The sequence below is a fragment of the Streptomyces bathyalis genome (assembly GCF_015910445.1).
GTDB lineage: Bacteria > Actinomycetota > Actinomycetes > Streptomycetales > Streptomycetaceae > Streptomyces > Streptomyces bathyalis.
Genome location: NZ_CP048882.1, coordinates 4,998,353 through 5,022,380, shown reverse-complemented (window position 1 = coordinate 5,022,380; position 24,028 = coordinate 4,998,353). Strand labels below are relative to the sequence as shown.

The following is a 24,028-nucleotide window of genomic DNA, read 5'->3' as shown; positions in this document are numbered from 1 at the left end:
CCACTGAGGGAGAGGCGAGGAGCAAGGGCGACTCGTGATCGCGTCGGACCGAACCGCTCTCGCATCCCTCCATGAGGAGAAATGGTGAAGATCGAATTCACACACGGAGGAGGATATTCACATGGCCATCATCCACCACACCACCGTTAAGCCGACAAAGCTCGAACTTCTCACGCCGTGGCTCCCCTCCCGTCCGTGGTACCGCGGAGGCGCGGGCGGACCGCAGTTCGCCAAGGCGGGCGGCTTCCGGCTGGACGACCCGCGGGGTGAGGTGGGCATCGAATTCATGGTCGCCGCCGACACCTCGGGCAGCGAACCGGTCAACTACCTGGTACCGCTGACCTATCGGAGTGCGCCGCTCGACGGGGCGGATCACGCACTGATCGGCACCATGGAACACGGCGTGCTCGGGCAGCGCTGGGCCTACGACGGTTGCCACGACCCGGTGATGACCGCCCAGTTGCTCGCCCTGATCGAGGGCCGGGCCGAGCCTCAGGCCCAGAGCGTCAGCGACACCCCTGACCGGGAGGTCACCCGCTCCTTCACCGGAGAGAGTCCTGCACGCACAGACATCACCGCCGTCGCCGCAACGCCCTCCGACGACCCGGAGTGCACCGAAGTGCCCCTCGCGGACGGCAGGTTCCTGCGCCTGCAGAGGGTGCTGCGCCCCGCCCCGGGCGGAGGGCTCAGGCCGCCGCAGGGAGCGGCAGGCCATGTCTGCGGTCCGTGGCAGATGCCGGACGGCACCCGCGCCGAGGGCCTGTTCGCCGTTCTGCACGAGGGGCCCCACGCATAGGGCGTGCGCCGTCGAGCTGCGGTTCACTCGGCGAGCTCAGGTGAACTGCCTCTTCTCCGCGGCCGATCGTCCTTGAAGCAGAACCGGATGGGGCAGCCGGCCGGACGGCCGCTGGGACGCCAGGGGCCGGGGCCCTCGGCGGACGGACCGACGAAGATGCACTGGTCAGGCATCACAATCCGGAACCGATCAGGACGTCCGGCCCCGGATGCCCTCGCCCGTACGCGCTGCACTTTCCTAGGCTCCCTCCCTGCAAACCCGAACGTGTGGCCACGTGGGCGGCATGTACCGACGCCGCTCGAGGTCGCTTCCCAGCACAGGGAGTAAGAGATGTTCGCCCTGACCGTCCCGGCCATGCTCACCTTCGGGATCTTTCTGATCGCGATGGTCATGGTCGGCGTCATGACGCACGGAGAAACGGCTACGTTCGACGACTTCACCGTCGCCAGCCGTCAACTCTCCGCCCCGGCAGCCGCCCTGTCCGCCGGAGCCGCCGACATGTCCGGCTGGCTCTTCCTGGGCCTGCCTGGCGCCGTGTACGCGGCCGGGATCGGTGCCACGTGGATCGCCGTCGGCTTGATCATCGGCACTTATCTCAACTGGCGTCTCGTCGCACCCCGCTTGCGCGTCTACACCGAGCGGGTCGGTGCCGTGACCCTGCCGTCGTACCTGGAGAAACGTTTCGAAGACCGGAGCAGGGTGATTCGGCTCCTCTCGGCCGTCGTCACCATCGTGTTCTTCACCGTCTACGTCGCCAGCGGGCTGGTCGCCTGCGGGCTCCTGGCCGACAATGTCTTCGGCGCCGGCTTCGAGCTGGGACTCACGGTCTTCGCCGTCGTGATCGTCATCTACACGATCCTTGGCGGCTTCCGGGCCCTGAGTGTCAGCCACTCCATACAGGGCACGCTGATGTTCCTCGCGGCCGTCGCCCTCCCCGCGATCGCCATCTGGAAGCTCGGCGGTTTCGACGCTCTGCACGGTCAACTCACCGCCGCGGCCCCCGCACTGCTCGACCCGGGAGCCAAGGCATCCTTCGCCGGCAAGACGTGGTCGGCGGGCGAGCCGCTCGGCGCCATCGGAATGATCTCACTGCTCGCCTGGGGACTCGGCTACTTCGGCCAGCCCCACATCTTGACCCGCTTCATGAGTATCCGCAGCACACGGGAGATACCGCTGGCCCGCCGACTGGGCGTGGGCTGGGTGACCGTCGCCTTGGCGGGCGCGTCCCTCATCGGGCTTGCCGGGATCGCCGCGCTCGACAAGCCGCTGAAGAACCCGGAGACGGTCTTCATCAAACTGTCCGCAGATCTGACCTCACCCTGGATCGCGGCAATCCTGCTCGTAGCCGTGCTTGCCGCGATCAAGTCCACAGCGGACAGCCAGCTGCTGGTCTCGGCCACGTCCCTCACCGAGGACCTCTACCGGGCGTTCCTCAAGCGGCAGCCCTCCGACGGGTTGCTGCTGCTGATCGGGCGGCTGAGCGTGCTGGCCGTGGCGCTGGCCGCCTACGTGATAGCCCTGAGCGGCGGCGCGGTACTCGACATCGTCGCGTACGCCTGGGCGGGATTCGGCGCGGCCTTCGGTCCGGTGATCCTCCTGTCGCTGTTCTGGCCGCGGATGACGGCGGCCGGCGCCAAGGCCGGGATGCTCACCGGTGCCCTCACGGTCCTCCTGTGGAAGCAGATCGACCCCCTCCTCGGGCCGCTGGAGACGGGCGTCTACTCGATGGTGCCCGGCGTGCTCACCGCCACCGCGGCGGCACTGGTCTTCGGCAAGTTCGCCGGACGCCGCCCCACGCGGGACTGGGCCGGCACGGCGGAGGACGGCACTCCCCACGCCGCACCGGAAAGCGGGGACCGTTCGTCCTCGCACGCCACGTCGCCCATGAACCGCTGAGGCAGATGACTCGGCGATCGCGCCGGTCCCGCCGGAGGCTCGGGAGAACTGACCGGTGTCGCGGCGAGTTGCTCCGAACGGCTCCCGGTTCGTGAGGAGTTACCCGGTGGCGCTCATGTCTGCTCCCGCGCTCGTGCGCCCCGGGCCGCTCAGGCCACGGAGACGGCGGCGCCCTGCGGTGCGTACCGGCTCGCCGGGCGCGCCAGTCCGTAGTGTTCGCGCAGCGTGCGGCCGGTGTACGCGCTGCGGAAGAGACCGCGTTCGCGCAGGATCGGCACCACGTGATCCGCGAAGAGGTCGAAGCCGCCGGGCAGCCACGGCGGCATGACGTTGAAGCCGTCGGCCGCGCCCTGCTCGTACCACTGCTGGATCTGGTCGGCGACCTGCTCGGGAGTGCCCGCGAAGACGCGGTGGCCCCGCGCGCCCGCAAGCCGGTGCAACAGCTGCCGCACGGTGGGCTGTTCGCGTTCGACGATGTCGAGGACGAGCTGGAAGCGGCTGCCGTTTCCGCGCTCGCCCTGGGTCTCGATCAGCTCGCGCGGCACGGGCCCGTCCAGCTGCTGTGGCGTCAGGCGGATCCCGAGGAGCCGGTGGAGCAGTTCGAGCGAATACTCGGGCTGCGTCAGCTCGTTGAAGTCCTCGTGCAGCCGCCGAGCCTCCGCCTCCGTGGACGCGATGAACGGGCTGATGCCGGGCAGCACCAGCAATTGCCCCGGATCGCGGCCGAGTCGGGCGGCACGCTTCTTGATGTCTGCGTAGAAGTCCTGGCCGCTGCGCAGCGTCTGGTGCGCGGTGAAGATCGCCTCCGCGTACCGCGCCGCGAACGCCCTTCCGTCCTCCGACGAGCCCGCCTGTACGTAGACGGGCCTGCCCTGGGGCGAGCGGGGGATGTTCAGCGGGCCGCGCACCTTCAGCAGCGGGCCCTCGTGGTCGACGGTGTGGATGCGGTCGGTGTCGGCGAAGAGCCCGCTGCGCTGGTCGGCGACGAGCGCTTCGTCCTCCCAGCTGTCCCAGAGTTTGGTGACGGCTTCGAGGAAGTCACGGGCGCGCTCGTACCGTTCGGCGTGCACGGGGTGTGCGTCGAGTCCGAAGTTCTGAGCGGCCTGCGGCGCCCCGGTGGTGACGATGTTCCAGCCGGCCCTGCCCCCGCTGAGGTGGTCGAGGGAGGCGAAGAGCCGTGCCAGGTTGTACGGCTCCGAGTACGTCGTGGACGCGGTCCCGATGAGGCCGGTGCGTTCGGTGGCGGCCGCGATGGCCGACAGCCACGTGAACGGTTCGAGGCGGAAGCGGCTCGCGTAGCGGACGTTGTCGGCCAGGGCCGGCCCGTCGGCGAAGAAGACGCCGTCGAAGGTGACCGCCTCCGCGCTGCGCGCCAGGTCCTGGTAGAAGCGGATGTCCAGCAGCCGGTCCGGGTCGGACGAGCTGTGCCGCCAGGCGGCCTCGTGGTGGCCGCCCGGATAGATGAACAGATTGAGGTGGAGCTCTCTCTCCCGGAACTCCCGGCCGGGCCCGGCCGCATTCGTGGTCACGCGGACACCTCTTCCTTCTCGCGTTCCTGGGCGAGCTCCTGCGAGGCCCCGTGGCCGCCGCGTTCCGCCTCGTCGACGCCCAGCCGTGCCAGCAGTGACTCGCGCAGCTCCGCGTACTCCTTCGAGCCGTGCGTACGCGGACCGTCCAGCTCGACGGGGACGTCCGCCGTGATGCGGCCCTCCTCCAACACGGCGACGCGGTCGGCGAGTTCGATCGCCTCGTCCACGTCGTGCGTGACCAGCAGCACCGCTGGACGGTGCGCCGCGCACAGCTTCCTCAGCAGCTTGTGCATGCGGATGCGGGTGAGGGCGTCCAGTGCCCCGAACGGCTCGTCGGCGAGGAGCAGTTCGGGCTCACGTACGAGGGAGCGGGCCAGCGAGACACGCTGCTGCTCCCCGCCGGACAGCTCGACGGGCCACGCCGACTCCCTGTCGGCCAGGCCCACTTCGTCGAGCGCGGCGCGTCCGCGCTCGCGCCCGTCCGAACCGGTGAGCCCGAGCAACACGTTGTCCAGAACCCGTTTCCACGGCAGCAGCCGCGCGTCCTGGAAGACGACGGAGACGTTCGCCGGCGCGCTCAGCAGGCCCTTCCCGTACACGTTGTGATCCAGGCCCGCGAGAGCACGCAGCAGCGTCGACTTGCCGGATCCGCTGCGGCCCAGCAGCGCCACGAACTCGCCCGCCCGGATGTCGAGTTCGAGCCCTTGGAGCACCTTCCGTTCCCCGAAGGAGCGCTCCAGTCCGTGGATGCGGACGGCCGTACGTGCACGTGCCGCCGCGCTCAGCTCGCGAGTGTCCGTCGCCATGACAGAACCTTCCTCTCCGCGTATCGCACCAGCCCGTCGGAGAAGAGGCCCAGCAGCCCGTACACCACCAGTCCGACGATGATGATCTCGGTCTGTCCGTACGTGCGTGCCAGCTCCATCATGTAGCCGAGTCCGCTGGTGGCGTTGACCTGTTCGACGACGACGAGGGTCAGCCAGGCCGCCGTCACGGCGAAGCGCATGCCGAGCAGGAAGCCTGGAAGCGCTCCGGGCAGCACGACATGGCGGATGAACTGACGCCGGTTCAGCCGCACCGTCTCCGACAGTTCCACGTAGCGGCTGTCGATGGTGCGCAACCCGTTGTGGGTGTGGATGTAGACGGGTACGAAGACGGCGAGAGCGACGGTGATGACCTTCATCGACTCGCCGATCCCGAACCACAGCACCAGCAGCGGCACCAGCGCCAGGGACGGCAGCGCCCGCTTCACCTGGACCGGCCCGTCGATGAGGCCCTCGCCGATGCGGCTCAGTCCTGCGGCGACGGCGAGGAGCACCCCGCTCAGGGTCCCGAACACCAGGCCCAGCGCCACGCGTTGGGCCGAACTTGCCAGATGGCCCTGGAGCCGGCCGTCGGCGATGAGGTCGCCGGCGGTGTTCACGACCGTCCACGGAGCCGACAGCAGACGGGGCTCGATCAGCCCCGCCGCGGACCCGGCGGACCACACCGCGAGCAGCAGCACCGGTCCGAGTGCCTTGCCGAACCGGATCGGGCGACCAGGCGCGAGGCGCGGGCCCGTCCTCGTGCGCGGCCCCCGGCGTACGGCGCCCGTCAGGCGCCCCAGGGTCTGCGTGGTCACGGCGCTCACGGCTTCTCCTTCCCATGCGCCTTGCCGCCGCCCGCTTCGAGGGCGGCGGCGGCAACGTGCTCGAAGCGCCGGTCGAAGAGCGTCTCCGCGTCGAACTTCTTCTTGCCCGTCTCCTTGGCGAGCAGGTCGACCGTCTTCTGCTGCCGCCGGATGGCCGCGTCCCAGTCGGCCGGGATCTCCGGCTCACCGTTGTGCTTGTGGAGGTACTCGCCGTCCTTGGGGCTGAGGCCCTGGTCCTTGACGGCGTAGCCGTCGACCCATTCCTTCGGGTGTTCGTAGGCCCAAACCTGGGCGCGCGCCCAGAACTTGACGAACTCCCTGATGGCGGCGGCCTTCTTCGGGTCCGCCACGGTCTCGGTCGGCGCCCAGAGATGGGACGCGTCGTCACGGAGTCCGTGCGGGATGAGCTTGCCGCCGTCCTTGCCGTATTTCTCCGGGTAGCGCTTGAGGTTGACCGCGCCGAGCGGTGCGGCGTCGACCTGACGCTCGCCCAGCGCCGTCGGGTAGACGTCCCCGGTGCTCGGCATCTCGACGAGCTTCACGTCGTCCTTCTTCAGACCGGCCTTGCGGAGGATGCGCAGCACGAGGGCGCCCTGGGCCTGTCCGGGGCTGTACGCGATCTTCTTGCCGCGCAGATCCTTCAGGGAGTCGATGTGTGCACCCGGGGCGATTCCCAGCCGGTAGATGGGATTCTTCTTCGGATCCTTGCGGAATTCCGCCGCGACGAGTTTCGTGTCCAGGCCCGTCCAGTGAGCGTGTATGGACGGCACCTCCGCCGAAGCGCACAGATCCAGCGAATGGGCGCGGAATGCCTCGGAGCACTGCGGACCGCCGCTGATGTTCGCCCACTTCACCTTGAACGGCAGCTTCTTCGCCGCGCCGGAGAGTTTGAGCAGCACGCGGTCCTCGGGCGCACCGATGGTGATCGTCGTCTTCGGGGATGCCTTCTCGGGGATTTCCGTCCTGGCGAGCTTCGCGTCGCTCGTGCCGCCGGCGCTGTCCTGCTGTGCGCAACTCACAAGCAGCGCGGGGGCGGTGAGGGCGAGAAGGAGCGCGAGACTCCGGGGTCCTCGCGGCAGCCGGCCGTGTGGTCGGGTCGGGGATCGATGGTGGTCAGGAGCGGGCCTGGGCATGTTCGTGTCCCGGTTCGTTCAGGTGCTGGGCTGTTCGGGCATACGCCGCCGGGCCGCCGGCAAAAGGTGCGCGCGGGCGGCCGAAGAGCGCGGAATTCAGTGCCGAATGCGGCAGGCGCAAACGGTGAATTGGGGAAGAGGACGCGGGGCGTCGTGCCGCCGCGCGGGGACGGGCTCAGCTACAGAGCGCGGAGGCGACGCGCCGGAAGTCCACGGCACGGCGCTGGGTGAATCCGGGCGAGTTGAGCATGCCGTCGAAGCTAGCGACGCCCCGTAAGGGGGTCAACAGCCCTGAGGCGCAGGAGAGAAAGCGCAATACGGCATTGTCGGAGCGGCCATACCCGTGTCACACGGGGAAACAATCAACGGGCGTCGTGCGCGGCCGGCGGCACATAGTGCTTGGGCGAGTCGCGCTCCTCCGGCAGCGGCGAGTTCCGTACGGGCGACTCCACATGGGGAGCGTCCGCGGCCCGCAGCCCCGCCTCGCGCGCCCAGCCCGCGCGGGCCCGCGGATGGTAGCGGTACCTGAACGGCACGAACCGCCACGCGTGATGGACGAGCCGCCCGATGCGCCGCAGCCTCCGCTCGTCCCGCACGGTCCACCGGTGGCCGAGCCGCTCGCGCACCGGGGCGGGAAACAGCCCGACGGTGAACCACACCGTGAACCGGGCCTGCGGACCGCGCAGCGCACGCCACACGAAGTGCGGCATCCACGAGAAGGCCGGCGGCCTGGCGATGAGGCGGATGTCCAGCACGTCGCGGGCCGGCTGGTTATCCTCCAGCACCTCGCGGGCCATCCGGTCCCAGTACGCCTCGAAGTCGGGCCAGCTCTCCGGTACGGGCCGCATGCTCATCCCGTACAGCCGCCACCAGCGCACGTGTTCGTCGAAGAGCTGCCGCTTCTCGTCCTCACTCAGGCCCGGTCCGAACCGGTCCGCCACGAGCATCGTGAGCATGAAGAAGGTGGAGTGCGCCCAGTAGAAGGTGTCCGGATCGAGGGCGTGGTACGGGCGGCCCTGCTCGTCCACTCCCTTGATCGTGTTGTGGTATCCGCGGACCTGACGTGCGGTCTCGGCTGCTCGCGGACCGTCGTACACGACGCCGCCGATCGGATACAGCGACCGGAAGAGCCGCTGCCACCGCTCCTCGAAGAAGCGGGAGTGCTCGGCGACTCCGGCACCCAGCCCGGGGTGCATGTTCTGCATCACGCCCGCCCAGGGGGCGAGCAGCACCCCGCGCCAGTCGCCGAAGTACTTCCACGTGAGCGAGTCAGGGCCCAACGGCTCCTGGTCGGCGGGGCCGGGTCGCGCGTGAGGCTCATGCTCCATCCGCCGACCGCCTCCCCGCCTCATTCACTGGGTGCCGGCGCTTGCCGCCGCCCCGATGGCCGTCGCGGTGGCGATCTGCATCTCCTGGAGCGCCTTCTTCAGCGCGGGACCCGCCTCGCCGGCGCGCTCGGTAAGCGCCTTGATGCGCTCCTTGTGCTCGCGCCTGTCCTTGCCGGAGGTGACGGTGGGCAGCCCGCCCACCGCGGCGAGCGCGGTCAGCGCGGCCTGGCGGGTCGTGAACTGCTCGACGGGACGGCCCCCGGTCAGCGTCTCGACGGCCTCCCCATGGAGACGCTTCGCCAGAGCGGCGTCCTTCACCACGACGATGTGGGGGAACCACGTACGACGCTCGATCCTGATCAGCCGGTCCTTCTCGAGCTGCCGCTCCACGGCCTCGAAGGTCTGCTTGCGGTTCCGCTGCACCAGCGTCTTCCACTTGCGCGGACGCTTCTCGGCGGCTATGCCGCGCAACGCGTCGTCGAGCAGTGGATCGCCGGTGCGCCTGTCGCCGACGGTGCGTGCCCTGCCGTCCTCGTCGGTGAGACAGCCACGGTCGGTCAGCTCGATGAGTACGGCCGCACGCAGCACACTGCCGAGCACGTCCCGCTTCGTGAGCCTCTCCTTCTCCGTGTCGCACGCCAGCAGGTACAACTCGGCGGGGAGGCTGCGCCCGTCCCCCGGATTCTTTTCCTTACGGTCCATGCCCACCATCACAGCATGGAAGCCAGGCCCGACCGAAGCCCCAGTCACCGCCTTTGTCGAGCCTCCGCGGGCTTGGGCGGGGGCGCCCCGCCGGGCCGCGCTGCGCCGCATCGGTACGTACGGACCCCTCGCGGCATACGTCTCCCCTGGCAAGGCGCGCAAGTGGGTGCGCGGTGGCGGCGGGCCCAGCCCAATGGGAAGTGCGGTGCCGGAGGCGCAAGCCTCCGCGAGCGGACGCTGCGGGCGAAAGCCCCCGCAACGGACGGAGGCGGGGAATGACCCCTCGAAGGGGAGCGGGCAGGAACCAACCACACAGGGGCCGCAGCCCCCGCACAAGGGAGAGCCGACGACCCACCCCAACCACACAGGGGCCGCAGGGGGCGCAGGGGGCGCAGCCCCCGCACAACGGAGAGCCGACCACGCACCCCAACCACACGAGGCCCCCGGGGGCGAAGCCCCCGCAAAAGGGAGAGCCGACGACCCACCCCAACCACACGGGCCCCGCCCCGCGAGGCGAAGCCTCGCAAAAACAACGAGGGCGACCCGGTCCGCGCTTCCCGCGGACACAGATCACCCTCGCACTCGTGGAGATGGCGGGAATCGAACCCGCGTCCAACGGAGCAGAAGAAGGGCTTCTCCGAGCGCAGTCCACTTCGATTTTCTCAGCCCCGGAGATCACGTGGACAAGTCTCCGACGGGCTCAGTCACTGTTTGATGTCCCGGCAGGCCCCGTGACCGGGCCTACGCGGTGAGTTCCCTAGCTGATGCCAGGATCCGGGGCGGGAACTTACCCGGGCTGACACTTCACGCTCGCTGCTCAGGCAGCGAGGGCGAAGGAATCGCGCTTAGTGTTGGCGATTATTTTTTTGCGGCACATGGTTAACGAGATCATTGCCGCGTTCCTCGGCTCGCTTCACCTGCTTCGACATCCGCTGTCGAAACCGATCATCCCCATGTTGAGTTGACAACCCACCACCCTCACGGGCGGCGCTGTGACCATGGTACGTGACCTAGTCACACGAGGGCCAACTCTTTTGCGCCGCCGCGTATTCCCGGCGCCGGACTGCCCAGGCACGGGCCCGACGGTACCGCGGACTTGACCCCGGCAGCGTCCGCCGCCACAAACTGTTGGGTTTCCTTACAGTCCGTGGCCGCACCGAGCGGAACTCGCCACCGCCGTCAGACCCGGACCAGTGCCCGCCTCAGCACAGCCGTACCGACAGGCCCGTATCGGGCCCCTTCCGCCCGCAACCCTGACCGGGCCGCGCTCAGGCCTTCACCCGCTGCCGCCGCCGCGCAGCGGCGATCGCCCGGTCCGACTCGCGCCGGTCCTGCTTCTCGCGCAGGGCATGCCGCTTGTCGTACTCCTTCTTGCCCTTGGCCAGCGCGATCTCGACCTTCGCCCGCCCGTTCAGGAAGTACAGCTGGAGGGGCACCAGCGTGTGACCCGTCTCCTGGGTCTTGCCGATCAGCTTGTCGATCTCCCAGCGGTGCAGCAGCAGCTTCCGCTTACGCCGGGCCGAGTGGTTCGTCCACGTGCCCTGTGCGTATTCGGGGATGTGCACGTTGTGCAGCCAGACCTCGCCGTCGTCCAGCTGGGCGAAGCCGTCGACCAGCGAAGCGCGGCCCGCCCGCAGCGACTTGACCTCGGTGCCGGTGAGCGCGATGCCGCACTCGTAGGTGTCGAGGATGAGGTAGTCGTGCCGCGCCTTCTTGTTCTGCGCGACGAGCTTACGGCCGCTCGCGTCCTTGGCCTTCTTGGCCTTGCCCTTGTTCTTGTCGTCCTTCTTCGCCATAGCCCGGCCATTCTCCCACTACGACCGGGCCTCCAGGCCACTCAATACTGTGCGGGCCCGCTCGGCGGCGTCCCCGGAGCCGTCTATCGGCAGGTCCGGCGTGATGCCCTCGCCGTCGAGGGAGCGGCCCGAGGGGGTGGCGTAGTGCCCGACGGTCAGCTCCGCGACCGAACCGTCCGGCAGCTTCCGCGGCATCTGCACGGATCCCTTGCCGAAGGTGCGGGAGCCGACGACGACGGCCCGTCCGCGGTCCTGCAGCGCTCCGGTCAGCAGCTCCGCGGCGCTCATCGTGCCGCCGTCCACGAGCACGACCAGCGGCGGCGCCGCCCTGCCCACCGCCGCCGCAGCACCGGGACGGGCGTCGGCGTAGAGGGCGCGCTGGCTGCCGTGCTGCTCGTACGTGGCGACGAGGCCGCCCTTGAGGAAGACGGATGCCGCGGTGACCGCCTCCTTGATCAGCCCGCCGGAGTTGCCGCGCAGGTCGAGCAGGATGCCGGAGCCGGCCGGGACCTGCCGGGTGACCGCGTCACGGACCTGCTCCGCGGTGCCCTTGGTGAAGGAGGAGACCTTGATGCGGGTGACGGTGGGCCCCATGCGCTTCACGGTCACGGCGTCCGTGTTGAGCCGCACCCTCTGCAGGGTCTCCTTCCACTGCTGCCCGTCGCGGTCGAGTTCCACGTCGACACTGCTGCCGAGCGGGGACGGGGCCGCGGAACGGCCGCCGGTCTCGGAGCCGCGCAGCCGGGCGACCACGTCGGTGACGGGATGGTCGGAGACGTCCTCGCCGTCGACGGCGCGCAGCCGGTCGCCACGCTGAACACCCGCACGGGCAGCGGGACTTCCGCGCGCGACGCGAGCCACAGCGACGGACGGGAGGCCCTGCGCGTCCCGTTCGCGGCGCACGGATATCCCGACGCCGACGTATTCGCCGTCCAAGGTCTGCCGCAGACCCTCGTACTCGCGTGCCGTGTACGCGGAGGACCACCGGTCGCCGCTGCGGCTCACCAGTTCCTCGGCCTCTTCACCGTCGGACGGGGCGCCGTCCTCGCGACCGCGCTCCGTGTCCTCGTGCAGACCGGCTGCTCTGCCGGCGGCGTCGCCGTAGGCGCCACCACCGAAGTTCGCTTCCGCGGGAGACTCCCCCGCCGCCAGGTCACGTGAGCCCGCGAAGGCCCGAACGCCGTCGCCCCAGGCACCGGTTGCCGCTCCCGTCGCGAGCACGCTCGCGAAAACCAGTGCCAGACCCGCTCCGCGGCGCAGTTGCCGGGAGCTTCCCCTGTGTTTGTCGGGGGATGGGGCGGAATACCACGAGTCCGACATGATTCGGAGTCTAAGCCAGACGAGGGCCGCCGCACGGCCCGTTGACCGTACGGCGTCCGCGTCGTGCGTCACACCTTCAAGTACTTGCGAAGCGTGAAGAACGCTGCCACCGCGGGCATCAGGACTCCCACGGCGATGAGCAGTGGCAGAACCTTCAACACCGCGTCCCAGCCGATGAAGTTGATGAGAGCGATCTTCTGCGCGAGCCAGCTGTCGATGAGGAAGAACTTGCCGCCCACGAGGAGTACGCATGCGAAGCCCGCGCCGATCAGGCCGGCGATCGCCGCCTCCAGGATGAACGGCATCTGGATGTAGAAACTGGAGGCGCCGACGAGCCGCATGATGCCCGTCTCACGCCGGCGGCTGAACGCGGAGACCCTGACCGTGTTGACGATCAGGAGCAGCGCAACGACCAGCATCAGTCCCATCACGAACAGGGCAGCGATGTTCATGCCGTTGAGCAGGTTGAAGAGGTTCTCCAGCAGGTTCCGCTGGTCCTGGACCTCCTGCACCCCTGGTCTGCCGGAGAACGCCGTCTGCAGGACCCGGTACTTGGTCGGGTCCTTGAGCTTGACCCGGTAGGACTCCTGCATCTGGTCGGGCGTGAGGCTGTCCGCGAGCGGAGAGTCCTTGAACTGCTCCTGGTAGTGCTTGAACGCCTCGTCGGCGGACTCGTGGTAGACCTTGTCGACGACGCGCAGCTTCTGCAGCTCGGTCCGGATCTGCGTCTTCTGCTGCGACGTCACGGCACCCTTGGCGCAGTTCGGGTCGGAGTCCGCGTCGTTCTCGTTGCACAGGTAGACCGACACCTGAACCTTGTCGTACCAGTAGCCCTTCATGGTGCTGACCTGTTCGCGCGCGAGCAGCGAGCCGCCCGCGAGAGCCAGAGACAGGGCTACCGACACGATCACCGCGAAGGTCATCGTGAGATTGCGGCGGAGACCGACGCTGATCTCCGACATTACGAACTGGGCGCGCATGGCGTCCTTTCAGTGTGTTGCCGTCTCAACTGCTCAGACTGCTCAGACTGTTCGCCCGCGGGCGCGCCGGCTGCCGCAGCGCCGGCCTCCGCCCGCCGGGCGGTTCAGTGCTGGTAGCCGTAGACACCGCGCGTCTGGTCACGCACGAGCCGGCCACGCTCCAGCTCGACGACCCGCTTGCGCATCTGGTCGACGATCTGCTGGTCGTGCGTCGCCATCACCACTGTCGTGCCGGTCCGGTTGATCCGGTCCAGCAGCTTCATGATTCCGACGGAGGTCTGCGGGTCCAGGTTGCCGGTCGGCTCGTCCGCGATCAGCAGCATCGGGCGGTTGGCGAACGCCCGGGCGATGGCCACGCGCTGCTGCTCACCGCCGGAGAGCTCTCCCGGCATCCGGTCGTCCTTGCCGCCCAGGCCCACGAGGTCGAGCACCTCCGGGACCGTCTTGCGGATCTGCACCCGGGACTTGCCGATGACTTCGAGCGCGAACGCGACGTTCTCGCCGACCGTCTTGTTGGCCAGCAGCCGGAAGTCCTGGAAGACGGTGCCCAACTGCCGGCGCATCTGCGGCACCTTCCAGTTGGACAGCCGCGCGAGGTCCTTGCCCAGTACGTGCACCTGACCCTGGCTGGCCCGCTCCTCGCGGAGGATCAGCCGCAGGAAGGTCGACTTGCCGGAGCCGGACGATCCCACCAGGAAGACGAACTCACCGCGCTCGATGTCCAGCGAGACATCGTGCAGCGCCGGGCGGTTCTGCTTGGGGTAGGACTTGGAGACGCTGTCGAATCGGATCACGGATACACCACGTCGGCCTGGGGTAGGGGCAGCGGAAGCCGCGGTGCGGCTCCCTGGAGCACTCCCCCTGGCTGCTCCCCCTGGCTTCGCCGGGAGGTGCCCCAAGGGGACCCCCACCCAGCGGTTCAGCTGGGTCGGGTCGCCTCCCCCGCGTTGGCTGGGGAGGTGTGGTGACCCTACGCGAACCTGCGCAGGGCGCGCAGTCGGCGTCCGTTGTTGGTGGCCTTGGTCACGCAACCTTTCGGACATGACGGACATCTGCGGTGCTTTCATCCACAGCTTGGGACCGGAGGGTCCGGCCGAGCGGCGGACGGGGCCGAGCCTCTGCGCACGCGCGCGGATACTGGCACAGTGGAGGGGAGGACCGCATCCTTTGGGGAACCGATCACTCCCCGGCGTCGTTGGCAGACTGAGGAGGAGTTCGCATGACATGCGACCGACTGGTGTGTGCCAACTGCGCCGGCCCCGTCAGTGAGGGCCGCTGCGCCGTCTGCCGTGCACAGCGTGAGCGTCTCCACCGGGAGTCGCCCCTTGCGAGCCTCTCCCCCGCCGCCGTCCTCGCCCTGCTGGTGGCGCTGCTCACGGTCGCGCTCGTGGCCCAGCGGATGGCGACCGCGTAACCGTCCGGCCACGCGGGGTGCACACCGCCCGCACGTCCGGGTGCCTGCCACCCGCTGACGGCTGACAGCTTTCGGACATACGAGGGGCCCGGGACGAGCTGTGCGCTGCGTCCCGGGCCCCTCGCCTGCCTAAGTACGCCCTATGTGCTTCAGGCGGCCGTACGGCGGTTGATCATGCGCGGCATCATGCGGAAGGCCACACCGCCGGCGATCATCGTCGCGGCACCGACCAGCAGGAAGGTCGTCTCGGCGGAACCGGTGTCGGCCAGCTCCTCCTTCGGCGCCTGCGGCTTCTGCTCGACGGGCTGGCTGCCGGTGCTGTCGGGCTGGGTGTTGCCGCCCTCGCAGTCGACGCTGTCGTCGTTCAGGTCGCAGGTGTCGTCACCGCCGCCGGAGCCGCCGATGGTCGCGGGCTCCTCGCCGCCACCGGTGTCGCCACCGGTGTCGCCGCCGCCGTTGTCACCACCGGTGTCACCGCCGGTGTCACCGCCGGTCGTCTCGCCACCCGTCGTGGTGGTGCTGCCGCCGTCGGTCTCGCCGCCGGTGGTGCCCTCGGTGTCGCCACCCGTCACGCCACCGCTCACGGTGCCCTCGGTGTCGCCGCCGGTGTCGCCGCCAGTGGTGCCCTCGGTGTCGCCACCGGTGTCACCACCGCTGTCGCCGCCACCGATCACGCCGCCGAGGAGGCCGCCGACGAGGCCGTCCTCCTGCGCAGCAGAGGCAGTATCGGTGTCGGCGGCCTGCGCGGCGCCCGCAGCGGTGAGCGAGGCGCCGACGGCGAACACCGTGCCGGCAGCAACGCGCGCCACACGCAGCCGCGTCTTTGATTTGATCATTGGCCAACTACCCCCAGTAGTTTCAATTTTCAATGGAGCAGCTGTGTGACGGGCTGCGGAGCCTCTTGCCGGGACACGGAACCTGTCCGATCACTCACCCCCGCACGCGCCCCTGACACAGGCATGCGAGCGAACAGCTTTCCCAGTTTTCACACCTCAGTCAAGCGAGGATGGTGTGAATTGGCCGTGCAGGACTGAGAGTTCGGGGCGACAGTCCGAATCGTTATGCGGCCGTGGCTCGTTCGGCGACTTCTTCAGCCTTCGTCCTGCTGCTCCTGCTGCTTGCGCCAGCGGATGCCCGCTTCAAGAAAGCCGTCGATATCGCCGTCGAGAACGCCTTGGGGATTGCCGACTTCATGTTCTGTCCGCAAGTCCTTCACCATTTGATACGGGTGCAGGACGTACGAACGCATCTGGCTGCCCCAGGAGTTGCCTCCGTCCCCCTTGAGCGCATCCATCTTCGCCTGCTCCTCCTGACGGCGGTGGGCGAGCAGACGTGACTGCATCACGCGCATGGCTGCGGCGCGGTTCTGGATCTGGGACTTCTCGTTCTGACAGGAGACGACGATGCCCGTGGGGATGTGGGTCATACGGACCGCGGAGTCGGTGGTGTTGACCGACTGGCCGCCCGGACCGGAGGAACGGAATACGTCGATCCGCAATTCGTTCTCGGGGATGTCGATGTGGTCGACCTGTTCGACGACGGGCAGGACCTCGACACCCGCGAAGGACGTCTGACGGCGGCCCTGATTGTCGAACGGCGAGATGCGCACCATGCGGTGCGTGCCCTGCTCGACGGAGAGCGTGCCGTACGCGTACGGCGCCTTGACCGCGAAGGTCGCGGACTTGATGCCGGCCTCCTCCGCGTAGCTGGTGTCGTAGACCTCCGTCGGGTAGCCCCGGCGCTCGCTCCAGCGCAGATACATGCGCATCAGCTGCTCGGCGAAGTCCGCGGCGTCGACGCCGCCGGCCTCCGCGCGCACGCTGACGACCGCCTCGCGCGGGTCGTACTCGCCGGAGAGCAGCGTGCGGACCTCCAGCTCGTCGACGGACTTGCGCAGCGAACTCAGTTCGCCCTCCGCCTCACTGCGGGCATCGTCGTCGTTCTCGTCGCCGGCGAGCTCGAAGAGCACCTCGACGTCGTCGATCCGCGAGCGCAGTTCCTCGACCTTCCGCAGCTGGCCCTGGAGAAAGGACAGCTTGCTGGTGATCTTCTGCGCGTTCTCCACGTCGTCCCACAGGTCGGGGGCCGCCGCCTGCTCCTCGAGGGAGGCGATGTCGGCCCTCATCTTGTCGAGGTCCATCACGACCTCGATCGACTCCATGGTGGAGCGGAGGGACTTGAGCTCTTCGGGAAAATCGGGGATCGCCACACCTCCACCCTAACGGCTGCGCGATGAGGCCGTTCCTCGCCGGGGGCGCGGGAACCGGCCGGTCCGCGCGCCCGGCACCGGGCCGCTCCGCGCTGGGCCCCGCCCGGCCGTCGGTCGCCGGGTCAGGGCTCCTCGGGATGTTCGACCGCGGGCGCCGGCTGCGTGGTCTCGCCGTCGTCGCCGGAGGCCGCGAGCCAGCCGCCCACACCCGCCACCGCCGCGATCACCGCGGCCCCGGCGCTCAGCTTGATGCGCCGCCGCCGCATCGCTGCCGCGGAGAGACGGTTACGCGCCGAGCCCGCACGCGGCTCGCCCGCCGGGCGGGGGGTGCGGGCCGTGCCGTGGGCGCCTCCCGCCAGCTCGTCGGCGCCGGGCACCCGCATGCTCGTGTGGGTGTCGCGGTTGGAGTCGGGGCCCGCGCCGCTGTGCACCAGCGGCACCGCGGCGCGGCCGGAGCGCGAGTGCGCACCGCCGTCGTGGCCGTGAGCGGCGCCCGGGCCGCCGCCGTGCCCGCCCGCTGCGGACGCACGCCCGTGCCTGCCGGTCGATGCGCCGCCGCCGCGGGTCTCGCCGGAGCCGTCACCTCCGTACGGGCCGTCCTGGTCCCCGTACTCGTAGGACTCGTAGGCCTCCTCGGGCTGTTCGTCGATGTCGAGCGTCGGCAGCCCCTCCAGATCGGGCAGCAGCTCGCGCAGCCGCGAAGCCACCTCGACGGCGCGCAGCCGCGAAGCGGGGGCCTTGGCCAGGCACTGGTGGATCAGCAGCCACAGTTCGTCCGGGATGCCGGGCAGCGGCGCCACCGACTCGGTGACGTGGCGGCGCAGCACCGCACCGGGATGTCCGCCGCCGAACGGCGTGAAGCCCGCGAGGAGCTCGTAGAGGACGGTGGCCAGCGCGTATATGTCGACGGAGGCGCGCGGCGGCAGGCCCTCCACGATCTCCGGCGCCAGGTAGTCGGGGGTGCCGATGATCGACGTGGCCCGCGTCGTGCGGGGCGAGTCGATCAGCTTGGCCACGCCGAAGTCCGTGAGCAACGCGGGCGGCGCACCGCCGGGACCGGCCGGGGCCAGCGCGTCCAGCAGCACGTTCTCCGGCTTGACATCCCTGTGGACGATGCCGGCCGCGTGCGCCGCCGCCAGGCCGTCCGCGATGTCAGCCGCGATCGCGACCGCGGGCTGCGGCGCGATGCGGCGGTCGTGCTCGAGGCGCGTACGCAGATCCGTGCCGCGGACCAGCTGCATGACGAGAGCGAGGTCGTTGCCGTCGACGACGAGGTCTCGGACGCCGACCACGCTCGGGTGGTCCAGGCAGAGCAGGGCGCTGCGCTCCTGCACGAACCGCTCCACCAGATCCCCGTCCGAGGCGAGGTCCTCGCGCAGGAGCTTGATCGCGACGGGACCGTCGGGGCCTTCGCCGAGCCACACCGTGCCGGCGCTGCCGCGGCCCAGGATCTGGTGAGCGGTGTACCGGCTGCCGATCTTCCGTGCCATAGCGACAAAACTACGCGGCGGAAGGGGTGTTGAGGCACCGGACCGCGCCAACCGTCACTTTCGAGAGGGAATTCCCGTCAAGGAAGTCGACAAATCTCCGAACTCGCGTACTGGAATGCGCTATTGGGGAGCACTGTCGATCAGATTCCCGATCTTGTCGACGGTGTTCTGGACCGACTCCCAGAAACTCTTGCCCTGTTCCCACCACTCGGGAAGCGGAGTGAGATTCCACACCAGCACGGCCGCCACGACCAACAGCACGATCATGAACAGGCAGCCCTTGAGGCAGCCGAGTCCGGGAATGCGCATCGGGTTCGCGCTGCGCTGCCGCGGCTCGCGCGGGGGCCGGGGCTCCCGTCGCGGCGGGGGCTCCGGTTCGTAACGCCGCGGAGGCGGCTGCGCGGGACGCCGCTGCTGCTGGCCGTAGTACTCCGGCGGCGGGGGCTGACGGCGGCCGGGGGGCGGCTGCTGCGGCGGCGCCTGGCGGTGGGGACGGCGACGCAGCGGATCCATGCTCGGGTCGAGCGGCTGGACCTGCGTCTGCTCGTTGCGGTCCCGGGCCGCACGCATCTGGCTCTCCCAGGGGTGCGGACCGTCGGGCCCTCCGACGTCGGGAGACTGCGCGGGCGGGGGCGGTGCCCCGGGCACGGGCGGCATGACCTGCGTCGGGTCCGCGTTCGGGCCCTGGCCGCCCTGACCGCCCTGACCGCCCTGACCGCCCGAACCCTGACCGGCGGACTGCGGCATGTAGCTGGTGGCGGCGTTCGGGTCGTACTGACCACCGCCGGCTCCCTGGGCCTGCGCCTGCGCGGCCGGGGAGTTCGGCATCACCTGCGTGGGGTCCGCGCTCCCCGCGACCGCGCCCGCGGCGGCACCGGCCGCCGCTCCGGCGACCGCACCACCGGCGGCAGCGGCAGCGCCGCCCTGGCCCGTGCCGGTCTCGGGCACCGAAGCCGGAGCCGGGTCGGGTGCGAGCAGCCCGGCGACACCCATCGCGGCCGCCGCCTGCTCGGGCGTGGCCCCGGCGCCGATGCCGGACGCGACCGTGCGGAGCGCGTTCGCCAGGCTCACGGCGCTGGGCCGCTCCTCCGGGCGCTTGCGCAGGCAGCGCTCCACCACCGTCCACAGCGGGTCGGGCATGCTCGGCGGGCGCGCCGGCTCCTCGCCCAGGTGACGGTGGATCACCTCGAGCGCCGAGCCTCCGGCGAAGGGCGGCTGACCGCTCGCCAGCTCGTACAGCAGGATGCCCGCGCCGTAGATGTCGACTGCGGAGGTCTGGGGCTGGCCCTGGGCCGCCTCGGGCGCCACGTACGAGGGCGTGCCGACGAACTCCTGAGTGCGTGTGAGCCCCGGCGAATCGGCGAGCCGCGCGATGCCGAAGTCCGTGAGCATGGGGCGCATGCCCTCTGGGCCGTTGGCCAGAAGTACGTTGGCCGGCTTGAGATCCCGGTGCACGACACCGTCGGAGTGGCTCGCGGCTAGCGCGTCGGCGACCTGGGCCGTCACCAGCGCGGCGGCCACCGGCGCGAACGGGCCGTTCTCGCGCAGGTAGCGGTGGAGGTCGGGCCCGTCGATCAGGTCCATCACCAGGGCGAGGAGGTCTCCCTCCACGACGAGGTCGCGCGTGCGGACGATGTTGTGATGGGTGAGCCGGAGCAGGACGGAGCGCTCCCGCAGGAAGCGCATGACCACATCAGGGTCGTTGGCCAGCTCCTCCTTGAGGACCTTGATCGCAACCGTTTCGCCCGGCTGACCGGCGACGGCCGCTTCCGCGCCCGCTGTCTCCCGCTGCCTCGCCCGCCACACGGTCCCGGTGGCGCCGCGGCCCAGCGGTTCCTCGAGCAGGTACTTGCTGCCTACAGGCCGCACGTCATGCGCTCCCTGGTGTCGTACTGCAATCCCGCCCACAATAGTGCCGTCTCGCGACCGGTTGACGCCGAGTACGAACGGATGGGCGACTTCCGGCAAAGACGCGCCGCACGGCGAGGACGGTTGCGCACCCCGGGCGGCCGGCGGGTCAGGGCGGCGACGGCCCCGTGCGGGGCCCCCGGACCGCGCCGTACGCGGGGCACGGATCGTCTCCCCGCGGAGTGTCCGGGCAGGCCCTCTTGCGCACCACGGCGCAAAATCAAGATCATTGACCGCCGCGAGCGGGACGCGTTGTCGGTGGCGGGTGCGAAGATGCTCGCGGCATCGACAGCACTGTGCGCAAGCGCGTCGCTCCGCGGGGTGGAACGGACCCTTCCGCGGACGGCGCGTTCGCGGGTGCTGTGCCGTGTGGGACAAGTGCGCCGGGCGCGGAAGCCGGCGAGGGTGACCGCCTCGCCGCACGAGCGGTCGGCACACCGTGGTCGGGACCGGGAGGGCCGATGCAGATCCGGCTGACTGTCACCCTCGGGCCGCGCGCGAGCGCCCCGGGTGCGGCTGGCGCGGCGGGTGCGCCGAGCGGGGCCGCAGCGTGCGACGTGCTGGTCACCGCGCCGGCCGGGACGCCGCTGTCCGCCGTGACGGGCGGTCTCGTCTCCACGGCCGCTGCCGCGATCGGCGGCTCGGCTCCCGGCGGCACCGTGCCGGGGCAGGGCGGCGCAGCGGAGCCGACGGCGGATTCGGCTGCGGCGGTGTACGCGGGCACGGAGCGCCTCGATCCGCACCGTCAGATGCTGGGCGAACCCCCGCTCCTCGACGGTGCCGTGGTCTCTCTGCACGGCCCCGCGGCCATGCCGGCCCTCGCGGCCTACGGCTCGGCCAGGGCCCGGCTGCACGTGATCTCGGGCCCGGACGCAGGCGGCATACACCTCCTCCAGGGCGGAAAGGTCAGCCTCGGCCGCTCGGCCGAGGCCGACGTTCCGCTGGACGACCCGGACGTCTCCCGGCTGCACTGCGCGGTGACGGTCTCCGACGGCGGTGCCGTCACGGTCGCCGATCTGGGCTCCACCAACGGCACGACGCTGGACGGTGCGCCCGTCGGCGGCCAACCGGTGCTCTTCCGTCCCGGTTCGACGCTGCGCGTCGGGGAGTCGGCGCTGCGCGTAGAGACGTCGCCGCCGGGTGGCCCCCCGGACTTCGGCGTGGCTGAGGGCCGCAAGAGCGCCACACCCCTGCCCGTCTCCCTCCCGACGCAGCCGGACGGGAACGGGCAGTTGCGCCTGACGGCGTCCGGTACGGGCCCGGCCGGTCCGCGGGGCGAACGTGAGGGTGCCTCCGCACTGCGGGCCCGTGAGCAAGCCGCAGAGGGCCTTGCGGAGGGTTCAGCGGGAACCGCCCACGGATACGCGCCGGGCGGCCCCCTGCCCGACGGCAGCACCACGCACGGCTCGGGCATCGCACAACACACCCGCTACGCAGAGCAGTTCACGCCCGGCGCCTCCGGTGCGGAGCCGGGGCGTGCGCGCCCCAGGGGGCTGGGCGCGTGGGCCCGGCGGTTCGCGGGCGGTCAGCAGGGCGAGGGGCGCGAGGTTCCGTTCACGGGTGCGCCGGGCTCCGCCACGGGTCCCGGTGCGGCGTCCGCACCCGGCGGTGACGGCTCCGCCGAGGCACCGTCCGAGGACGAGCGCCGCCCCGACCCCGCCACGATCCTGCTGACCGCGCTCGGCCCCGGTCCTCGGCTCTGGGAGCGCGAGCCCGGTCATCCGGAGGCGCTGACCGTACGGATCGGCACGGCCCAGCGGGGCGACGGCCGCCCCGGCGCACCGGTCACCGTCGGCCTGCGTGAAGCGGGCGCCCTCGGCCTCGCGGGGCCGCGCCCGCGCCTGATGGGCCTGGCCCGTTCGGTGCTGGCGCAGCTCGCCGCCCTCCACGGGCCGAGCAGCCTGGAGATGGTGCTGATCTCGGCCGACCGCTCGCGTGACGCCGAGGACCGCATCCGGGAGTGGTCCTGGCTGGGCTGGCTGCCCCATCTGCGTCCGGCGCACGGGCAGAACTGCCGCCTGCTGACCGCCTACGACCGGGACCAGGCGGCGGCGCGCACAGCCGAACTCACCCACCGGCTCGACGAGTCACGCCAACAGGCCGGGCACACCGAAGGCCGCTCCGGCTCCGGTCCGTACACCTTGCTCATCGTCGACGGCGATCCCGGGTCGGCCTCCCTGCGTGACGCGGTGGCGCGGCTCGCCTCCGAGGGCCCGCGGGCCGGTATCCATCTGCTCTGCCTCGCGGAGACACCCGCCGCGACGCCCTCCTCCCCCGTCTCCGAGACGGTCCGGGCGGCGTACGCCACATCTGCCGCGTTCCGTGAATGCGGTGCGCTCGCCCTGCTCAGCGGCGCGGTCGCGACGGCGGTGCGGGTGGTACGCCGGGACAGCGCGGCCCCGGGGGTCCCGGAAGCCCCGGGCGCGACGACGGCGGCGGGCACCCCCGGCACCGTCTGCACCCTGGATGCCGTCTCGGCCGCCTGGGCGGAACGCTTCGCGCGGGCCGTGGCTCCGCTGCGGGAGTCCGAGGGCACCAGTGACCGCACGGGCTCGGCGGCACGGTCCGTCGTGACGCTCCCCCGCAGCTCCCGGCTCCTCGACGAACTGGGCCTCGCCCGCGCCACCCCCGCGGCGCTGCTCGCGCGCTGGGCCGAACCGGGCGGGAGCGACGCGGCGGGCGGGAAGACGGTCCCGCCGGCCGGCCGCGCCGCCCTGGTCTTCGGCGCGGGGCCGCGCGGTCCGCTGGAGGCGGAGCTGGGTCTCACACATGGGCACGCCCTCGTCACGGGGCGACCGGGATCCGGCAAGACCGAGCTGCTGTGCTCGCTCGCCGCGTCCTTGGCCGTCGGCAGCCCGCCCGACCGCCTCCGGCTCGTCCTCCTCGACGGTGACGGCGGAGCCGACGGTCTGCACACATGCCTGGAGCTGCCCCACGCCCGGCACCATCTGTCGGCCAATGACGTGGGCCTCATGCGCGAGTTCGCCCAGTCGATCAGCGGAGAGCTCAAGCGGCGCGCGGAGTTGTTCGGCCCGGAGGGCACGTACGAGGGGTTCACGCGCCAAGTCGCCCGCTCGGGGCACAGGTTGGGCGCGCAGCAGCGTCGCAGGGCGCAGCCCGCCGGCGCCGCCGACCCGGGCCCCGTGAGCGATCCGCACGACGAACCGGGCACGCTCCGACTCCGCACGCAGACCGGCCCCGCGGCGGGCGGCTGCGCGGACGAGCCGGCCGACGCCACGACCAGCAATGCCGGCGCGATCGTTCAACACTTGGACGCACAGTCTGTTTCTCTCCCCAGAATCGTCATCCTTGTCGACGACTTCGACACACTCGTCGACCCCTCCCTCGGCAACCCGGGACGCCCGGCCGCGGGTTCGGTGATGCGCGCCCTGGAGGGCGTGGCGAAGGACGGAGCCCGCCTCGGGATGCACGTCGTGGCGGCGAGCGGCCGGCCCGACCGTACGGCGGCGACAGCGGTCGCCCAGGCGGCCACGCTGCACGCCGAGCTGACCTGGCAGGGCGGCGGCGAAGGCACGGGCGGCGAGGACGTGGTCCCCGGCCGCGGCTTGCTCATCGAGGCCGGCGGCACGGCAACGGCCTTCCAGGCGGGCCGTATCACGGGCCGTATCCCGCGCACGGCGACGCAGCGTCCGACGGTCGTCCCGCTGGACTGGACGCGCGCGGGAGACCCGCCGACGCGGCGCCCCGTAAGGGAGCTGGGCAACGGCCCGACGGACCTCGCTCTGCTCGCGAGCGCGGTCGGCCGGGCGGCGCAGTCTCTCGGGGTGGACCGACAGGAATCGGGCACACCCGCTGCGAACACATCACGGAGTGGTCAAGATGAGGTTCTTGAAAGCTGACAACGTATTGCGGGCTCTCCGCGTTCAGGCGTAGGAC

General features: G+C 70.8%; 19 protein-coding genes and 1 other RNA gene. 4 read left to right on the top strand and 16 right to left on the bottom strand.

The genetic code is table 11. The annotated features are described in order from the left end of the window. Positions 1 to 121 precede the first annotated feature (121 nt). Together G4Z16_RS21825 and putP are read left to right on the top strand one after the other, a co-directional pair. Complete coding sequence (locus G4Z16_RS21825) at positions 122 to 796, top strand: maltokinase N-terminal cap-like domain-containing protein (protein WP_197352388.1); 675 nt, start codon at positions 122 to 124, stop codon at positions 794 to 796. A gap of 330 nt (positions 797 to 1,126) precedes the next feature. Next, the gene (gene putP / locus G4Z16_RS21820; protein ID WP_197352387.1) at positions 1,127 to 2,692 is read left to right on the top strand and encodes a sodium/proline symporter PutP; all 1,566 of its coding nucleotides are present in this window, start codon (positions 1,127 to 1,129) and stop codon (positions 2,690 to 2,692) included. Between the two features lie 149 nt (positions 2,693 to 2,841). Here putP and G4Z16_RS21815 read toward each other — a convergent pair whose 3' ends face one another. The 12 genes from G4Z16_RS21815 to ftsE all read right to left on the bottom strand — a co-directional run bounded on the left by G4Z16_RS21815 (position 2,842) and on the right by ftsE (position 13,904). Further along, positions 2,842 to 4,221: an LLM class flavin-dependent oxidoreductase gene (locus G4Z16_RS21815; protein ID WP_197352386.1), complete on the bottom strand. Its 1,380-nt coding sequence runs from the start codon at positions 4,219 to 4,221 to the stop codon at positions 2,842 to 2,844. Further along, a complete protein-coding gene (locus G4Z16_RS21810; protein WP_197352385.1) occupies positions 4,218 to 5,027 on the bottom strand; it encodes an ABC transporter ATP-binding protein in 810 nt (269 codons plus the stop codon). Before G4Z16_RS21810 ends, G4Z16_RS21815 begins: the two co-directional genes overlap by 4 nt. Then, positions 5,003 to 5,842 carry an ABC transporter permease gene (locus G4Z16_RS21805; RefSeq protein ID WP_037976372.1) on the bottom strand — a complete coding sequence of 280 codons (840 nt, stop codon included), beginning with the start codon at positions 5,840 to 5,842 and terminating at the stop codon, positions 5,003 to 5,005. The genes G4Z16_RS21810 and G4Z16_RS21805 overlap by 25 nt, the downstream gene beginning before the upstream one ends. 5 nt (positions 5,843 to 5,847) lie before the next feature. After that, positions 5,848 to 6,870: an ABC transporter substrate-binding protein gene (locus tag G4Z16_RS21800; RefSeq protein ID WP_246530984.1), complete on the bottom strand. Its 1,023-nt coding sequence runs from the start codon at positions 6,868 to 6,870 to the stop codon at positions 5,848 to 5,850. A gap of 289 nt (positions 6,871 to 7,159) precedes the next feature. Further along, positions 7,160 to 7,234 (bottom strand): putative leader peptide, encoded by a 75-nt coding sequence (locus G4Z16_RS33325; protein WP_425508175.1) that lies wholly within the window; start codon positions 7,232 to 7,234, stop codon positions 7,160 to 7,162. Between the two features lie 112 nt (positions 7,235 to 7,346). Further along, on the bottom strand, positions 7,347 to 8,312 hold the full coding sequence (locus G4Z16_RS21795) for an oxygenase MpaB family protein (RefSeq protein WP_197352383.1): 966 nt from the start codon (positions 8,310 to 8,312) through the stop codon (positions 7,347 to 7,349). A gap of 24 nt (positions 8,313 to 8,336) precedes the next feature. Beyond that, entirely contained in the window at positions 8,337 to 9,014 is a 678-nt protein-coding gene (locus tag G4Z16_RS21790) for a GOLPH3/VPS74 family protein (RefSeq protein ID WP_197352382.1), read from the bottom strand. A 582-nt stretch (positions 9,015 to 9,596) separates the two neighbouring features. Next, positions 9,597 to 9,967, bottom strand: a transfer-messenger RNA (tmRNA) gene (gene ssrA / locus G4Z16_RS21785). 315 nt (positions 9,968 to 10,282) lie between these two features. After that, complete coding sequence (smpB, locus tag G4Z16_RS21780) at positions 10,283 to 10,810, bottom strand: SsrA-binding protein SmpB (RefSeq protein ID WP_197352381.1); 528 nt, start codon at positions 10,808 to 10,810, stop codon at positions 10,283 to 10,285. An 18-nt stretch (positions 10,811 to 10,828) separates the two neighbouring features. After that, on the bottom strand, positions 10,829 to 12,130 hold the full coding sequence (locus G4Z16_RS21775; protein ID WP_197352380.1) for a S41 family peptidase: 1,302 nt from the start codon (positions 12,128 to 12,130) through the stop codon (positions 10,829 to 10,831). Between the two features lie 68 nt (positions 12,131 to 12,198). Then, complete coding sequence (ftsX, locus tag G4Z16_RS21770; RefSeq protein WP_197352379.1) at positions 12,199 to 13,110, bottom strand: permease-like cell division protein FtsX; 912 nt, start codon at positions 13,108 to 13,110, stop codon at positions 12,199 to 12,201. A 104-nt stretch (positions 13,111 to 13,214) separates the two neighbouring features. After that, a complete protein-coding gene (gene ftsE, locus G4Z16_RS21765; RefSeq protein ID WP_028436129.1) occupies positions 13,215 to 13,904 on the bottom strand; it encodes a cell division ATP-binding protein FtsE in 690 nt (229 codons plus the stop codon). 425 nt (positions 13,905 to 14,329) lie between these two features. Between ftsE and G4Z16_RS21760 the strand changes: the two genes are divergently transcribed. Continuing rightward, entirely contained in the window at positions 14,330 to 14,524 is a 195-nt protein-coding gene (locus tag G4Z16_RS21760) for a hypothetical protein (RefSeq protein WP_197352378.1), read from the top strand. Positions 14,525 to 14,673: 149 nt separating this feature from the next. On the opposite strand, the gene G4Z16_RS21755 is transcribed toward G4Z16_RS21760, so the two are convergent. From G4Z16_RS21755 to G4Z16_RS21740, 4 genes are all read right to left on the bottom strand, one after another. Then, positions 14,674 to 15,360 (bottom strand): LPXTG cell wall anchor domain-containing protein, encoded by a 687-nt coding sequence (locus tag G4Z16_RS21755; RefSeq protein WP_343070880.1) that lies wholly within the window; start codon positions 15,358 to 15,360, stop codon positions 14,674 to 14,676. Positions 15,361 to 15,614: 254 nt separating this feature from the next. Then, positions 15,615 to 16,733, bottom strand: coding sequence for a peptide chain release factor 2 (gene prfB / locus G4Z16_RS21750; protein ID WP_197352377.1), 1,119 nt, complete (start codon positions 16,731 to 16,733; stop codon positions 15,615 to 15,617). 122 nt (positions 16,734 to 16,855) lie between these two features. Then, the gene (locus G4Z16_RS21745; protein ID WP_197352376.1) at positions 16,856 to 18,223 is read right to left on the bottom strand and encodes a serine/threonine-protein kinase; all 1,368 of its coding nucleotides are present in this window, start codon (positions 18,221 to 18,223) and stop codon (positions 16,856 to 16,858) included. Between the two features lie 120 nt (positions 18,224 to 18,343). Next, positions 18,344 to 20,092 carry a serine/threonine-protein kinase gene (locus G4Z16_RS21740; protein WP_197352375.1) on the bottom strand — a complete coding sequence of 583 codons (1,749 nt, stop codon included), beginning with the start codon at positions 20,090 to 20,092 and terminating at the stop codon, positions 18,344 to 18,346. Positions 20,093 to 20,592: 500 nt separating this feature from the next. On the opposite strand from G4Z16_RS21740, the gene G4Z16_RS21735 reads away from it, so the two are divergent. Beyond that, on the top strand, positions 20,593 to 23,991 hold the full coding sequence (locus G4Z16_RS21735; protein WP_197352374.1) for an FtsK/SpoIIIE domain-containing protein: 3,399 nt from the start codon (positions 20,593 to 20,595) through the stop codon (positions 23,989 to 23,991). The last annotated feature ends 37 nt before the right edge of the window (positions 23,992 to 24,028 follow it).

Bases quoted from the DNA above. Each gene is read 5' to 3' on its own strand.
- G4Z16_RS21825 (WP_197352388.1), top strand. From the start codon at position 122: ATGGCCATCATCCACCACACCACCGTTAAGCCGACAAAGCTCGAACTT.
- putP (WP_197352387.1), top strand. From the start codon at position 1,127: ATGTTCGCCCTGACCGTCCCGGCCATGCTCACCTTCGGGATCTTTCTG.
- G4Z16_RS21810 (WP_197352385.1), bottom strand. From the start codon at position 5,027: ATGGCGACGGACACTCGCGAGCTGAGCGCGGCGGCACGTGCACGTACG.
- G4Z16_RS21795 (WP_197352383.1), bottom strand. From the start codon at position 8,312: ATGGAGCATGAGCCTCACGCGCGACCCGGCCCCGCCGACCAGGAGCCG.
- G4Z16_RS21790 (WP_197352382.1), bottom strand. From the start codon at position 9,014: ATGGACCGTAAGGAAAAGAATCCGGGGGACGGGCGCAGCCTCCCCGCC.
- smpB (WP_197352381.1), bottom strand. From the start codon at position 10,810: ATGGCGAAGAAGGACGACAAGAACAAGGGCAAGGCCAAGAAGGCCAAG.
- G4Z16_RS21775 (WP_197352380.1), bottom strand. From the start codon at position 12,130: ATGTCGGACTCGTGGTATTCCGCCCCATCCCCCGACAAACACAGGGGA.
- ftsX (WP_197352379.1), bottom strand. From the start codon at position 13,110: ATGCGCGCCCAGTTCGTAATGTCGGAGATCAGCGTCGGTCTCCGCCGC.
- G4Z16_RS21760 (WP_197352378.1), top strand. From the start codon at position 14,330: ATGACATGCGACCGACTGGTGTGTGCCAACTGCGCCGGCCCCGTCAGT.
- G4Z16_RS21755 (WP_343070880.1), bottom strand. From the start codon at position 15,360: ATGATCAAATCAAAGACGCGGCTGCGTGTGGCGCGCGTTGCTGCCGGC.
- G4Z16_RS21745 (WP_197352376.1), bottom strand. From the start codon at position 18,223: ATGGCACGGAAGATCGGCAGCCGGTACACCGCTCACCAGATCCTGGGC.
- G4Z16_RS21735 (WP_197352374.1), top strand. From the start codon at position 20,593: ATGCAGATCCGGCTGACTGTCACCCTCGGGCCGCGCGCGAGCGCCCCG.